This is a genomic window from Pseudomonas sp. HP_14, from assembly GCF_055283875.1.
Map to the genome: position 1 here is coordinate 288,305 of NZ_JBTOQI010000041.1, position 15,037 is coordinate 303,341.

11 protein-coding genes are annotated in these 15,037 nt (G+C 58.8%); 6 read left to right on the forward strand and 5 right to left on the reverse strand.

Annotation, left to right across the window (positions count from 1 at the left end):
• Position 1: 1 nt before the first annotated feature.
• Positions 2-1,411, forward strand: coding sequence for an efflux transporter outer membrane subunit (locus tag ACYASS_RS20510; protein ID WP_463587469.1), 1,410 nt, complete (start codon positions 2-4; stop codon positions 1,409-1,411).
• A gap of 210 nt (positions 1,412-1,621) precedes the next feature.
• On the opposite strand, the gene ACYASS_RS20515 is transcribed toward ACYASS_RS20510, so the two are convergent.
• From ACYASS_RS20515 to ACYASS_RS20530, 4 genes are all read right to left on the reverse strand, one after another.
• Positions 1,622-2,023, reverse strand: coding sequence for an ExbD/TolR family protein (locus tag ACYASS_RS20515; RefSeq protein ID WP_243248433.1), 402 nt, complete (start codon positions 2,021-2,023; stop codon positions 1,622-1,624).
• Between the two features lies 1 nt (position 2,024).
• On the reverse strand, positions 2,025-2,750 hold the full coding sequence (locus ACYASS_RS20520; RefSeq protein WP_122666184.1) for a MotA/TolQ/ExbB proton channel family protein: 726 nt from the start codon (positions 2,748-2,750) through the stop codon (positions 2,025-2,027).
• Positions 2,751-2,835: 85 nt separating this feature from the next.
• A complete protein-coding gene (locus ACYASS_RS20525) occupies positions 2,836-3,654 on the reverse strand; it encodes an energy transducer TonB (protein ID WP_463587470.1) in 819 nt (272 codons plus the stop codon).
• A gap of 281 nt (positions 3,655-3,935) precedes the next feature.
• Positions 3,936-4,982 (reverse strand): LacI family DNA-binding transcriptional regulator, encoded by a 1,047-nt coding sequence (locus tag ACYASS_RS20530; protein WP_463587471.1) that lies wholly within the window; start codon positions 4,980-4,982, stop codon positions 3,936-3,938.
• A gap of 213 nt (positions 4,983-5,195) precedes the next feature.
• Between ACYASS_RS20530 and ACYASS_RS20535 the strand changes: the two genes are divergently transcribed.
• From ACYASS_RS20535 to ACYASS_RS20555, 5 genes are all read left to right on the forward strand, one after another.
• On the forward strand, positions 5,196-7,427 hold the full coding sequence (locus ACYASS_RS20535) for a TonB-dependent receptor (protein WP_463587472.1): 2,232 nt from the start codon (positions 5,196-5,198) through the stop codon (positions 7,425-7,427).
• A gap of 356 nt (positions 7,428-7,783) precedes the next feature.
• The gene (locus ACYASS_RS20540; protein ID WP_463587473.1) at positions 7,784-9,124 is read left to right on the forward strand and encodes an LLM class flavin-dependent oxidoreductase; all 1,341 of its coding nucleotides are present in this window, start codon (positions 7,784-7,786) and stop codon (positions 9,122-9,124) included.
• Positions 9,121-10,449 (forward strand): alpha/beta hydrolase family protein, encoded by a 1,329-nt coding sequence (locus tag ACYASS_RS20545; RefSeq protein WP_463587474.1) that lies wholly within the window; start codon positions 9,121-9,123, stop codon positions 10,447-10,449. Before ACYASS_RS20540 ends, ACYASS_RS20545 begins: the two co-directional genes overlap by 4 nt.
• An 8-nt stretch (positions 10,450-10,457) precedes the next feature.
• Positions 10,458-11,495 (forward strand): L-glyceraldehyde 3-phosphate reductase, encoded by a 1,038-nt coding sequence (gene mgrA, locus ACYASS_RS20550; RefSeq protein WP_463587475.1) that lies wholly within the window; start codon positions 10,458-10,460, stop codon positions 11,493-11,495.
• Between the two features lie 205 nt (positions 11,496-11,700).
• Entirely contained in the window at positions 11,701-12,630 is a 930-nt protein-coding gene (locus tag ACYASS_RS20555; RefSeq protein ID WP_463587476.1) for an aliphatic sulfonate ABC transporter substrate-binding protein, read from the forward strand.
• Positions 12,631-12,634: 4 nt separating this feature from the next.
• Here ACYASS_RS20555 and ACYASS_RS20560 read toward each other — a convergent pair whose 3' ends face one another.
• Positions 12,635-14,734: a TonB-dependent receptor gene (locus ACYASS_RS20560; RefSeq protein ID WP_463587477.1), complete on the reverse strand. Its 2,100-nt coding sequence runs from the start codon at positions 14,732-14,734 to the stop codon at positions 12,635-12,637.
• Positions 14,735-15,037 lie beyond the last annotated feature (303 nt).

Genomic DNA, 15,037 nt, shown 5'->3' on the forward strand with positions numbered 1-15,037 from the left:
TATGAAGCGCTGCCTGCTGTTTGCCGCCATGCTCAGCCTGGGTGCCTGCTCGGTCGGCCCCGACTTTCAGCGCCCACAAGCGCAGTTGCCAGAGACCTGGCAAAACACCTTGCGCCCCGGTACAGCGCCTGGCAGCCCGGCTGACAGCCAGTGGTGGCAGCAGTTGGGTGACCCGCAACTGACTGCTCTGGTTGAACGTGCCGCCAAGGCCAATCTGGATGTCCGCGCAGCGAGTAATCGGCTTGAGCAAAGCCGGGTGATGCGTCAGGTCACCGGTAGTCAGCAACTGCCCGGCGTTGCGGCCAATGGCAGCTATCGCCGCGCGCGCAACAGCGCTGAAGGCCTGAATGATCCTTCCGGCGAACAGGGTCATGCGCCGTTTGAATTGTGGAGCGGTACGCTGGATGCCAGTTGGGAACTTGATCTTTGGGGCCATGTACGGCGCAACGTCGAAGCGGCCGATGCGCAGATCGAGCTGACCCAGGCTCAACGTGACGGCGTGCTGTTGAGCATCGCTGCCGAAACGGCCACCGACTACATTCGCCTGCGCGGCGTGCAGGCCAAGCTCGGTGTCGCGCGGCAGAACCTGGAGATCGCCAAACAAAGCCGACAGTTGACTCAGGCACGCTTCGACAATGGCGTGACCACCAATCTTGATACCTCCAATGCGGCTGCGCAGGTGGCGACCATCGAGGCTGTCATCCCGACGCTGGGTGCCGAGCAGGATCGCCTGATCAACGCCCTGAGTTATTTGCTCGCCGAACCACCGCGTGCATTGAGCGCTGAACTGCTCGAACCGAAAAGCATTCCTCATCCGGCACCTGACGTACCGCTGGGCCTGCCCTCGGAACTGGCTCAGCGGCGCCCGGACATTCAGCAAAGTGAAGCTGCGCTGCACCGGGCCACGGCGGCAATTGGCGTTGCGCAAGCGGATTTCTATCCACGCATCAGCCTTGGCGGCAGTTTCGGCACACAAGCGCTGGACGGCTCGGATGTCGGCGCGTGGAGCGCTCGCCAATGGACCTACGGCCCGAGCCTGTACCTGCCGATTTTCCAGGGCGGACGCCTGACCGGCACTCTGGAATTGCGCAAGCGTCAGGAACAGGAGGCCGCGCTCAATTATCAGCAAGTGGTGCTGGGCGCCTGGCATGAAGTCGATAACGCCATGACCGACTACGCAGCCGAGAAACAAAAGCACACTGCCCTGCAGGAAGCCGTCAGCCAGAACAACATCGCGCTGAGCACTGCGCGCGACCGCTACACCCAAGGCGCAGCAGACTTCATCAACGTGCTCAATGTGCAACGTGCGCTGCTGGATACCCAAAGTGCTCTGGTGGATAGCTCGACGGCGGCCGCCATTGACCGGATCAGACTGTACCGCGCACTGGGCGGTGGTTGGCCAAAGGGGTGAAACACTATGGACGAGTGTTCACATAACTGTGGGAGCTGTGCTTGCCCGCGATAGGTCTGGGCGCGATCTAAATTGAACCGTATCCAGCCTTATCGCGAGCAAGCTCGGCTCCCACAGGGATAGGCGTAATCCCCATAAAAAAACAGGCTGCCCTCATGCCAAAGGAACAGCCTGTAAAAACAACGAAGTTTTTGAATAGCTTTCAGCCAGTCACTTGGCGGTGATCACCGACAATTTGGTAATCCCTGCCCGCTCGATGGACGCCATGGCTCGCGCCACTTCGCCGTAGTTCACCCCGTTGTCGGCCTGCAATTGCACGCGTACGTCCGGTGCTTTTTCCCTGGCGGCCTTTAGATTGGTTTCCAGTAGGTCCGGCTGGATTTCATCCTTGTTGATGAACAGCTTGCCCTGCCCGTCGATGCTCACCACCAAAGGATCTTTCTGTTCTACCGGGGCGACCGATTCGGTCTTTGGCAGGTTGATCGGGATCGAGTTGGTCAGTAGTGGCGCGGTCACGATGAAGACCACCAGCAGCACCAGCATCACGTCTACCAGCGGCGTGACGTTGATCTCGCTCAGCACTTCGTCACTGTCTTGTGTGGAGAAAGCCATCTCAGGACGCCTCCTGCACTTTCTGACCAGTTGCCGGTGCAGCGTGCTTGTTCAATACGGGGTGCAGCAGGACGCGGAACGAGTTCTTCTGCGCCAGGCTGTAGAAGTCGTGAGCGAAGTCGTCCAGATCCGCAGCCGTCAGTTTCAGGCGACGCAGAAAGTAGTTGTAAACCAGCACCGCAGGAACGGCGACCGCGATCCCGACACCGGTAGCGACCAGTGCAGCACCAATAGGGCCAGCAACGGTTTCAAGGCTCGCCGAGCCCGCAGCGCTGATGCCTTTCAACGCCGACATGATGCCCCAGACCGTACCGAACAGACCGATAAACGGCGAGGTGCTGCCGATACTGGCAACCACCGCCAGACCGGTTTCCAGCGAGCGGCGTTCGCGGACGATTTGCTGACGCAGGGCACGTTCCAGACGGTCCTGATGGTTGATCGCCTGGCTCAGATCAGTGGCTTGCGCGCCATCCGGCACCTGAATAGCCGCATAACCGGCCAACGCTACACGGGCTGCTGCGCCCGGTTGTTCCTGAGCCAGTTGAGCGGCGGAATCAAGGCTCGATGCGGCCCAGAATTGCTTGTGGAATTTGCGATCCTGATTCTTCAGGCGAGTGAACTGCACGCCCTTGAGCAGGGCCAGGCCCCAGGTCGCCACGGAAAACAGGACCAGCAGCCAGATGACGGCGTGCTCGACGGATTCGAAAGGGGAAGCAAGTAGGTTCATGGCGCGGCTCTCTTTGAACAAGGCATGTGTGGTGTAGCGATGCGCCTTTTGTTCAGGTAGCTCGCAGAGTCAAAACGAATGGACGTTAACGAATTTTGAAATCGATGGGCACGCTGACCCAACCATCCTGGGCGACATCGCCCTGCTTGGCCGGTACAAAGCTCCAGCGCTTCACCGCTGCCAGTGCCGCATCGTCGAGCTGATCGCGTCCGCTGCTTTTCTGCAGCTGAATCTCACCCGGTTTGCCACTGGCAAGTACATGCACGCGCAACAACACCGTCCCTTCCCAGCCGCGACGCATGGCCAGTGCCGGGTATTCCGGGGCCGGATTTTTCAGGTAACCGGCGTTGGCAGATGCAGGCGTTACTGGTTTTGGTGCGGGTGGCGCTGGCGGTGCAGGTGCTGCGACCGGTTGCGGCAGTGCCGGTGGTGCTGGCGGTTGTTCCACGGGTTTGGCGACCGGCTTGGGCACAGGCTTGACGACTGGCTTGGGCTTTGGAATCGGCTTTGGCGGTGGGGGTTTGACCGCGAGTTCGTCTTCCACGGGCGGTGGCGGTTCCTGAACCACCGGTTGCACGATGGGCTCGGGCGGCGGCGGTGGAGTCTCAACAACCGGTGACGCTGGCTGGGAAAACTCGATGGTCATCGGTGGGACTTCGGGTGGTGCTACCGGCAGCGGCGCAGGCGGGTTCTGGTTGACCCAGTAAATAACCGCACCGTGCAACACCAAGGCGAATACGCCCAGCAATACGGCCTCACGACGGCTCAAAATCCGTTTTGGCGTGCTGTGTAGACGCGACAGCGCCAAGGGACCGCGATAGATGCGCCCCAGATCAAGCAACTCGCCACTCGGTGCCGGACGCCACAGCACATCAAGTGCGCTGGCGCTTTGGACATTGCCCATTGTGTGCTCCTGCAAAACCTTCAAATGAAAAGCCCGAGGCAGAGCGGCTAGCTCTGCGACGACGCCTGGGTTAAATAATCCACGAGAGGGTATATTTCTTAAAAGAATATTTTCTCAGATAGTTATTCGTTAATTGCATAACACCCAATTTCAATTTGCGAATGCTGACCCGTGGGAGCTGGGCTTGCCCGCGATAAGGCTGGACGCGATTTAAAGTGAACCGGGCCCAGCCTTATCGCGAGCAAGCTCTGCTCCCACAGGGAAAATCCCCCAGCTCGGAATCACGTGCTCTCCCGCTCGATCACTTCACACTTGAGCAAATTCAAGCGCTGCAACTCGCCTTCCAGTTCGATTACCCCAAGGCTCTGCAACAACCGCGTAGCGGCCAGCACGCCGATTTCCAGCGCCGGTGGTTTGATGGTGCTCAGACTTGGCAACAGCATCTCGGCGAAGGCGTAATCACCAAACCCCAGCACCGCACAATCCTGCGGAATACGTAGCCCGGCGCGCTGCCCCGCCAGCAAACCACCCGCCGCCAGGTTGTCGTTGGCGAAGACGATGGCATCGGGCTTTTCAGCCGAGCTCATCAAGGCCTGCATGGCCTGTTTCCCCGCTTCGAACGGCGCTCGATCCGGATCCGGCGCAAACAGGATCGGCGTCAGCCCCAGCTCGATCAGCGCCGCCGCGCTGCCGTCACGACGCTCGATAGCACTGAAGTCGCCCGGTGCGCTGTTTTGTACAAAGGCAATCCGTCGGTAGCCCTTGCCGTGCAGGTATCGCGCTGCCGTGACACCCACTTCGTAGTGGGAAAAACCGATCTGAATCGGCGCCCGATCCGGTTGGTAATCCCAGGTTTCCACCAGTGGAATATCCGTGTCGGCGAGCATCTTCTCGGTGCCTGCGCTGTGAAAATGACTGGTCACCACCAGCGCCGCAGGCGACCAGCCGAGAAAGGCACGAACAGCGCTCTCCTCCTGCTCCGCCGAGAAGTAACTCGACGCCAGCAGCAACTGATAACCATGACGCGTCAGCGTGTCACTGAAACCCTGAATGGTATTGGCAAAGATCGGCCCGGAAATGTTGGGCACCACCATGCCGACAATCCTTCCCCGCGCCGATGCCAGACCACCCGCCACCAGATTGGGGACATAACCCAGTTCGGCCACTGCGGTCGCAATACGCTCGCGGTGCTCATCCGACACCTGATCCGGCTGATTGAAATAACGCGAGACCGTCATCGTCGAAACACCCACGTGTTTAGCCACCGTATCCAGCGTGATGCGCCCTGCCCCACGACGTTTGCGCGGCGGACTTTTCTGATCGCTCAAGGCTGATGCCCTTCTAACAAAAAGGAATATAAAAGTAATTTTTGAGTATTGGACGATCTATCTCGTACTTCCTGATACTGGCGATGTTAGCGCTAACGGAATGATCTTGTCAGCTACTCGCTTGAGCGAATGCCGCGGAACAGCCAACGCCTACATCAGGAGCAGTGACCGAAGAGTCACGGCAGTCAGGGCATCTTTCAAGCGAGCATCGACATGCAACACACTAATGGGGACATCATCAAACCAGCGCGCCTGGCGCAGGCCATCGCCACTGCACTGGCACTGACTTCGCTGCCAGGCCTCGCCGCCGACAGCAACACCACCACTACGAGCGAAGGCCAGACCGCGACATTGCAAGCTGTGACCGTGACAGCTACTCGTCGCGAAGAATCGCTGCAGAAAGTACCGGTGGCGGTCTCTGTGGTTGAAGGCGAACAACTGGAACGCGACAACCGTAACGGCGTATCCAGCATCGTCCAGCAGATCCCCAGCCTGAACTTCCGGACCGGCGCCTCGAACAAGGACACCTCGTTGTTCGTTCGTGGCGTGGGTACTATTTCCACCTCGCCAGGTGTCGAGCCGACGGTAGCGACCGTTGTCGACGGCGTGGTTTACGCAAGGCCTGGTCAGGCGACGCTGGACTTGCTCGACCTGGAGCGCATTGAAGTGCTGCGCGGTCCGCAAGGCACACTGTTTGGCAAGAACGCTTCGGCGGGCGTGCTCAACGTGATCAGCAAGGCGCCGACCGAAGAAACCCATGGTTACATCGATCAGTCGTACTACAGCGGCAACGAGAGCCGTACGCGTTTCGGCATTGGCGGCAGCCTGATCCCGGACACCCTCAAAGCCTCCATCACGACGCTGTTCGGCAGCTACGACGGCAACGTCGATAACAAAGCCAATGGCCAGGAAGTCAACGGATACAACCGCAAGGGCGCACGCGGCAAGCTGGAGTTCACCCCCAACGATGACGTGAAACTGACCGTCATCGCCGACTACATGCAAGCCCACGATGACGCACCGAACGGCGTGGTCAGTTCAGCGCTGACCCCGGCCTTTGCCGGTGCATTGGCGCCTGCCGCTGCCAGTAATCACAACCGCGATATCGTCAGCGATTACCGCAGCCACGTGGAAGACATCAACAAAGGTCTGTCTGCGCAACTGGACTGGAATCTGGGCGATTACACCCTGACGTCGATTACCGCCTGGCGCGGCTGGAACAACACTCAATGGCAGGACGGCGATCGCCTGGCGAACATCACGGCGGCATTCCCCGGTACTGAAGACAAGGGCGACCTGGACTTCAATCAGTACTCGCAGGAACTGCGTCTGGCCTCGCCAAAAGGTCAGTTTCTGGAATACGTCGGCGGCCTGTATTACATGCACGGCAAGGATGAAGAAACCTATCGCCGCACGCTGGTCACGCCAACCGCCAGTGCCGTGGGTGTAGCGGACTACAGCACCACCAGCGACAGCTATTCGGTGTTTGGCGAAAGCACCCTGAACTTCACCCCGGCCTTTCGCGGGATCGCCGGCTTGCGCTGGACCCACGACGAGCTGGAATACGATCACCGCAGGGTCTCGACCTCGGCCACTCAAGTGGCGGGCATCAATCCCGCGACCAGTAGCTCCGGATCAGTGGATGAAGATGGCTGGTCCGGACGCCTGGGCCTGCAATATGACCTGACCGATAACGTCATGACCTACCTGACCTATTCGCGCGGCTATAAAGGCCCGGCTTACAACGTGTTCTTCAACATGCAGCCGCGAGACACCGATGCCCTCAAACCGGAGACTTCCAACACCTGGGAACTGGGCGTCAAAGCCACCAGCTGGAACAACCGTCTGATCACCAACCTTGCGGTATTCCACAGCGACTACGACAACTATCAGGCGAACTTCTTCGATACCGTCGCGGGTAGCGTCGTAACGCGATTGATCAACGCGGGCAGCGTTTCCACCGAAGGTGTCGAGGCCGATTTCGCCTTGCAGGCCACGCAGAACCTGAAGTTTTCCGGCGCAGTGGCCTACACCAGAGCGCGCATCGACACCTTCGCCTGCCCGGCGGGCGCGGCCGCATCCTGCAACGTGGACGGCAAAACCCTGCCCTTCTCGCCTGACTGGAAAAGCTACGTGCGGGCCGATTACAGCATCCCGCTGGAAAACGGTCTGGATGTGGAACTGGGCACCGATTACAGCTGGCAAAGCGAAGTGCAGTACGACATCAGTCAGAACCCGGACACCAAACAAGGCGCCTACGGCATCTGGAACGCCAGCGTCGCACTCGCCGACTACACCAACGGCTGGCGCGTCGCGTTACTGGCCAAGAACCTGGCCGACAAATCCTATTCACCCGGCCTGGCCACCGGCGGCAACTACATCACCCGCGCCGTACCGCGTGATGACGAGCGCTATTTTGGTGTGCAATTGCGTAAGGATTTTTGATGCATAGCAGTTGGAGCTACTCGGCATCCCTGACACCACGCTGTCGCGCAGTAAACACAGACCTTTAGGAGTGAGCTTGCTCGCGATTCGATTTCCTGATCGACGCATTTATCGTATGAACGGACGCTATCGCGAGCAAGCTCACTCCTACAGAAACCTCATTTCAAATCAGATTGTCATGTTGACAGGAGGTAGCTCGGCATCCCTGACACCACGCTGTCGCTAAGTAAACGGGAACCTGTAGGAGCACACGAGCACCGCGAGGCCGCGATAGCGGTGTATCAGACAGACCGCCATCGCTGCCTCGCGATGCTCGTGAACGCCTATAAAAGATCTGATTCAACAAGGAACAACACATGAGCAACACACCTCGCCAACTCAAGCTCGGCGCCTTTCTCATGGCCACCGGGCACCATGTAGCGGCTTGGCGTCACCCGGATGTGCCGGCCAACGCCGGGCTGGATTTCAAGCATTACAAACATCTGGCCCAAGTGGCCGAAGCAGCAAAGTTCGACGCGCTGTTCGTCGCTGACAGCGTCGCCGCAGCAACAGGCCCCAGCGCCAGTCACATGGCACGCTCCGATCATTTTGAACCGCTGACCCTGATGGCAGCGCTCAGCGCAGTCACCGAACACATCGGTCTGATCTGCACTGCCACCACCAGTTACAACGAGCCGTATCACGTGGCGCGCAAGTTTGCTTCGCTGGATCACCTGTCTGGCGGGCGTGCTGGCTGGAATCTGGTGACCTCCGACGCTGCCGCCGAGGCGCAAAACTTCGGCCGTGCAGAACATATCGGCCACGCTGAACGCTATAGCCGCGCTCGGGAGTTTCACAAGGTCGTGACCGGTCTGTGGGACAGTTGGGAAGACGACGCCTTTGTGCGCGACAAAGCCAGCGGCGAGTATTACGACCCGGCCAAACTGCATGTGCTGGATCACCAGGGTGAACACTTCCGGGTCAAAGGCCCGCTGAACGTGGCCCGCTCGCCTCAGGGCCAGCCGGTCATCGTTCAGGCAGGCTCTTCGGAAGTCGGCCGTGACCTGGCAGCTGAAACCGCCGAAGTGGTGTTCACCGCGCAAACGTCACTGGCCAATGCCCAAGCGTTTTATGCTGACATCAAAGGCCGCATGACACGCTTCGACCGTGACCCAGAAAGCCTGAAAGTGATGCCCGGCGTGCTCGTCGTGGTCGGCGACAGCGAAGCCCTGGCCCGGGAAAAATTCGAAGCGTTTCAGGAGCTGGTAGAGCCACGAGTCGGCGTCGCCTTGCTCGGCCGGATGCTGGGCAATTTCGACCTGTCCGGTTACGCCCTCGACGAACCGTTGCCGCCGCTACCGTTGACCGATAGCGGGCAGCAAAGTCGCCAGAAGCTGCTGACCCAGCTGTCCCGGGATGAAAACCTGACCCTAGCCCAACTGGGCCGCCGAATTGCCGGAGGTCGCGGACACTACAGCCTGATCGGCACCCCGACGCAAATCGCCGATGAACTGCAAGTCTGGTTCGAGGAACGCGCCGCCGACGGCTTTAATGTGCTGGTACCGCACCTGCCCGGAGGGCTTAAAGACGTGGCTCATTACGTCGTGCCTGAGCTACAGCGCCGTGGCCTGTTTCGTACCGAGTACACCGGCAGCACGCTGCGGGAAAACCTCGGCCTGCAACGGCCACGTCACCGTTTTGCGGAGGATTCCAAGTGAGCTGCAACCCCTTGAGAGTCGCCAGCCTGCTGTTGGTATGGAGCCTGTCGTGCAGCGCATTTGCGCTGAATGGCGATCCACGCCCGGATGCACCGGAACTGGCCGCACGTGGCGCTTATCAGGTAGGTGTGCGAACCATTGATGTGGTCCATCGCGATCAACTCAACATCCTCGCGGTTACCAGTACCGACAGTAACCCTCGTTACGACCGTCCGCTGCGTCTTGAAGTCTGGTATCCCGCGCAGTTGAAAACTGGCCAGGCCGAGCTGAGCACTTACACCGACGTGCTCGGCGCAGGCGCCAACAACCCGGCTCGGCCCAACACCGCGTTCACGTTCGAAGGCCGGGCCGCACGCGATGCGCAGCCGCTCAAAGACAAGAAGTTTCCACTGGTGATCGTGTCCCATGGGTATCCGGGCTCACGCTTGCAGATGAGTTACCTGACCGAGTTTCTCGCCTCTCACGGCTATACAGTCGTCGCCATCGATCACACGGAAGCAACTCGTGCCGACAAGGCCGGTTTTGCCAGCACCCTGCTCAACCGTCCCTTGGACATTCTGTTCGTGCTGGACCAGATCACTGACTGGGCGAAGTCAGGCAGTGGCAGTCCGCTGGCTGGAAAAATAGACACCCGCCACACCGCCCTGCTCGGTTATTCCATGGGCGGCTATGGCGTACTGAATGCAGCAGGCGTTGGCACCAGCGCGGTGGCATCACGCTTTGTGCCAGGCACTGCATTACAGGCCAGAAAAGCGGGTAACCCCGACTTCGAAGCGGCACGAGACGCACGCATCAAAGCACTGATCGCTTTCGCACCATGGGGCGGACAGCAAGGTCTGCTGGATGAGAAAGGGTTGGCAGGACTGCGCGTACCCAGCCTGTTCATCGCGGGTGATCAGGACGACGTCGCCGGTTACGCTGACGGTGTCAGACGCCTGGCTGAAGGCGCCAAAAACGCTGACCGCTACCTGCTCGTCTACGAAAATGCCCGCCACAACATTGCGCCTAATCCGCCCCCTGCGGCGGCGAGCAGCCATCCCGATGATTTTTCCGCCTATGCTGAGCCGGTCTGGGACAGCAGCCGGATCAACAACATCAATCAGCACTTTGTTCTGGCCTTTCTCGATCAGCAACTCAAAAGCGTAGACCGTCAAGCATGGTTGACTCTGGTGCCACGGGCCGCCGACGGCAAATGGTCGACGGACGAAACCGGACGCGAAAAACCTGATCACACTTACTGGAAAGGCTTCAAGAATCGCAGCGCTTTGGGCCTGGAGTTCTATCACTGGCCAGCGCAAGCGACACCGTCTTCGACTACCGAATGAGAGCCACAATGACTTATACCGCTGCCGAAAACCGCTACGAAAAAATCCCCTATCGCCGCACTGGCCGCAGTGGGTTGGTACTGCCCGCGTTATCGCTGGGTCTTTGGCACAACTTTGGCGACAGCACGCCGATCGACACCCAGCGCGCCATGCTGCGCACGGCATTCGATCTGGGCATCAATCATTTTGATCTGGCCAACAACTACGGCCCGCCCTATGGCAGCGCCGAGAGTAACTTCGGCAAGCTGTTGCGCGAGGACTTCAAGCAGTATCGCGATGAGCTGATCATCTCCACCAAAGCCGGTTGGGACATGTGGCCTGGCCCCTATGGTCAAGGTGGAGGTTCACGCAAATACGTGCTGGCCAGCCTCGATCAGAGCCTGCAGCGCATGGGTCTGGACTACGTGGACATTTTCTACTCACACCGCTTCGATCCAGACACACCACTGGAAGAAACTGCCAGTGCCCTGGCGACTGCCGTGCAGCAAGGCAAAGCGCTGTACATCGGTATTTCTTCCTACTCAGGCGGCAAAACCCGTGAAATAGCCGCGCTGCTGAAAGAGTGGAAGGTGCCGCTGTTGATTCACCAACCGGCCTACAACCTGCTCAATCGCTGGGTCGAGAAGGACCTGCTGGACACTACCGATGAACTGGGCGCAGGGGTCATCATCTTCACTGCATTGGCTCAGGGTTTACTGACCGACAAATACCTCAACGGCGTGCCGCAGGATGCGCGGATCAATCGTCCGGGTGGTGGTTCTTTGCAGGCTTCGCACTTGTCCGAAGCCAACATCGCTCACGTTCGCGCCTTGAACGAAATCGCCAGGCGTCGCGGCCAGAGCCTGGCGCAAATGGCCCTGGCCTGGACCCTGCGTGACCCACGCGTGACCTCGGCGTTGATTGGTGCGAGCCGTCCGGAGCAAATCATCGAGAACGTCGAAGCGCTGAAAAACCTCGACTTCAGCCCGCAAGAGCTGGCCGAAATCGACCGCTTCGCTCAGGAAGGCGGCATAAACCTGTGGGAGAAGCCGTCGTTGGCGGAGTGAAATCCAAAGCCAATAAATGCAATTCCACTGTGGAATGCAACCTCCCTTGTGGGAGCGGTGCTTGCCCGCGATAAACGATAACGCGGTATGTCGTCAATGCGCGTCTCATGTATCGTCGGAATGCCGCCCAGACCAAGCACCGCTCCCACAAGGGATCTTCATTAGCCTGACAAGTTATGTGCAGTCAGAAATAAGCGAGCACCCAATGAAATCCATAGCACTACTCTTCGCAGGTCTGATCGGCCTGGCATCCGCACAATCAGCCTTGGCAGCCGATCCGCAAACCCTGCGCGTCGGTTACCAGAAAGGCTCCATCGCCCTGGTGATCGCCAAGGAAAAAGGCCTGCTGGAAAAACGCTTCGCCGACACCAAAATCCAGTGGATCGAATTCCCCGCCGGCCCTCAAATGCTTGAAGCACTCAACGTCGGCGCGCTGGATTTAGGTTCCACCGGCGATATCCCGCCGCTGTTCGCTCAGGCGGCCGGAGCAGACCTGGTCTACGTCGGCGCCGAGCCTGCCAAGCCCGCCGCAGAAACCATCCTGGTGCGCAAGGACAGTCCGCTGCAAAGCGTCGCCGACCTGAAGGGCAAAAAAGTCGCCTTCCAGAAAGGCTCCAGTTCCAACAACGTATTGCTGCGAGCACTGAACAAGGCCGGTTTGACCTTCAAGGATATCCAGCCGATCTACCTCACCCCTGCCGACGCCCGTGCCGCCTTTGAACAAGGCAGCGTCGATGCCTGGGCGATCTGGGACCCTTATGCCTCACTGGCCCTGATCGAAGGGCACAGTCGTCTGCTGGCCAATGGCACGGGGTTAGGTTTGTCTGGCCCGATCTACAGCGCACGTCGCGACTACGCCAATCAACACCCGGACTTTATTCACGCCGTGCTTGAAGAACTCACCGCTGCCGAAGCGCTGACACGCAGCCAGCGCCAACAGAGTATCGACATCCTGACCAGCTCAATGGGCCTGCCGGAACCGGTGATCACCCGCTACCTGGATAACCGCCCACCGTCGCCAATCCTGCCGGTGGACGCAAAAATCCTTGCCGCTCAGCAGGCGACGGCCGACCTCTTCTTCGAGAACAAATTGCTCCCGAAAAAGATCAACGTCGAACAGGCGGTGTGGAAATAACCCGTCAGAAACTATACGTACCGGTTACCACCAGATTGCGCGGCGCACCGGGCTGGATCTGCGCGGCACTGGTCGCCGACGAGTAATAGGTCTGATCAGTGATGTTGTTCAGCGCAGCGCGCAGATCCCAGTCCTTCTGACGGAACCCGGCCAACGCATCCCAACGTCCGTAACCTGGCAGCACAGTAGTGTTCAGGTTGTCGGCGTAGCGCTGGCCCACCAAGGTCATACCGGTTTCTGCGTACCAGCCCATCTCGGGTTTCCAGGTCAGGAACAGACTGCCGTTACGCTTGGCAACGTTACTGATGCGATTGCCTTCAAAGCCGTTGTTGTCTTTCACTACGGTCGCGTCCTGCACACCGACACCACCGCGTATATACCAGTTGCCGACAATCTTGCCGGTGCCCGTCAGCTCAATACCGCGAGAACGTTGCAAACCGCTGAGCAGGGTCACTGTCGGATTATTGGGATCACTGGTACGACGGTTGTAAAGCTCCAGTTCGTAGATTGCGAACGTCGTGCTGAAGCGATCATCCAGCCAGTCACTCTTGACGCCGATTTCCTTCTGCTTGGTCAGCTCCGGGCTCAGGTCATTGGTATTGCCTGCTGCGCCTGGAGTAATGCCAATCAGGCCGCCGCCGACAGGCGAAAACGTTTTGGTCCAGGAGGCGTAAAACGAATGATCTTCCAGCGGCGTCCAGACCAGGCCGACTCTCGGGCTGGTGCTATGACTGTCACGCTCCTCGGTCAAGCCTCGAAGGCGGTTGGTCGACTCGATATCGAATGTGTCGTAACGCAGCCCGGCCAGTACCTGCCATTGATCATTCAGGCGCAACTGATCCTGCACATACAGGCCACGACTCTCCACCTCAGTGTGATTGTCGCTCGATACCTGCATACGTCCCGTGTGACGCAAGTCGCGGTTGGGAGAGTACAGGTCCAAAGACGGCACAGCAGAGAAGCCAGCTCCTGATGTCGCCGCCGTATAAAGCTTTGGATCCCGACGCTGGCTGCCTGTCTCCACGCCGGTCAGCAGACGGTGTTCCAGGCCAAACGTTTCCAGCGCACCTTCCAGCTCAAGGTTATTGAATACATTGCGAGTGGTCAGGTCCTGCTGCCAATGCTGGCGCGTGACCCTGTTAGTGGCCGGGATGAAACCGGTCAGGTAGGTGTTATCAAAATCGCTGTCGAGCTTGAACACGCCCAGAGTGTGCCTAAGCTGCCAGCTGTCATTGAGTTCGTAGCTGAGCCTGGAGCGCAGCGATTGCGACTTGTCATCGATGTAGTCGTGCTCGCTGCCATAGGTGGTATCGCGGCCCACATCCGCAGGGCGCCCGCCGATGCCGGGAATGCCACGATCTGGGGTACGGTTGTAGCGACTGTATTCGTACTGCACCAGCCAGTTCAGATCTGGAGTCAGTTGCCAGCTCATGGACGGCGCGAACAACTGACGGTTGCCGCTGACGCCGTCGCGAAAACTGTTCTGATCCATGTTGCCCATGTTCAGCCGCAGGCTGATCGTGTCACTCGGATCGGTGCTCAGGTCTGCGTAAAGGCTGCGCAAATCATCGCTGCCTCCCTGCGCTTCAATGCTTGAGCGGCGTCCGGCTTGCGGTTGTTTACTGACCCGGTTGACGATCCCGCCCTGGCTACCACGCCCGTAGAGCACGGCGGCCGGCCCCTTGAGGATTTCGATGCTTTCAATGTTGTGCAAATCGCGCACGTACTGACTGTCATCGCGGATGCCGTCGAGATAAAAGTCGTTGCTCGCATCAAAACCACGGATGCGCAAGCTGTCAAAACGCGTATCGGCACCACTGCTGACGTTGGGAATACCGCTCAAGGCGCTGCCCAGATCGTTGGTCCCGTAACTCGCGACACTGCTGGTTTTCACCGAATCAATAGCCTGAGGTACATAGCGTACGGGAGTGGCAGTACGCGTCGCGGTGCTGGTTTCCTTGACGCGTGGATCGTCGTTTTCAGCTTCGGTTTCGGCATTGATGGAGGTTTCAGGCAAAACCGCAGTAGCTGCAAAGCTGACACCCGCGGTCAGAATTGAGCAAAAACCGAGGGCAGCAGGCGTAAAACGCAAAAGAACAGACATCTGGAGCGCATCCAAAGGAGAGATTGAATTTGGCGCGAATAGTAGTGATTACCATTAACTTGCGTTAGCTATTCTCGAAAAGTTCCGACGGTAGATTGTGTCAAATTGTGTCAGCCTCGTTACAACCCTTGAACCAGAGCGTTCCCCCAATAAAACCGGTGGATTAAGGGCAGGCGTCACCGACAACTGTTTTGCAATCGACTCGAGCTTCGCTCATAAGCTAATTCTAAAAGGTTATTTATTTAGATTTTCTTAGATCATTTAGTCTCCAACCTCAGCCAGTCCCCGGCCAGCCTGATTCGG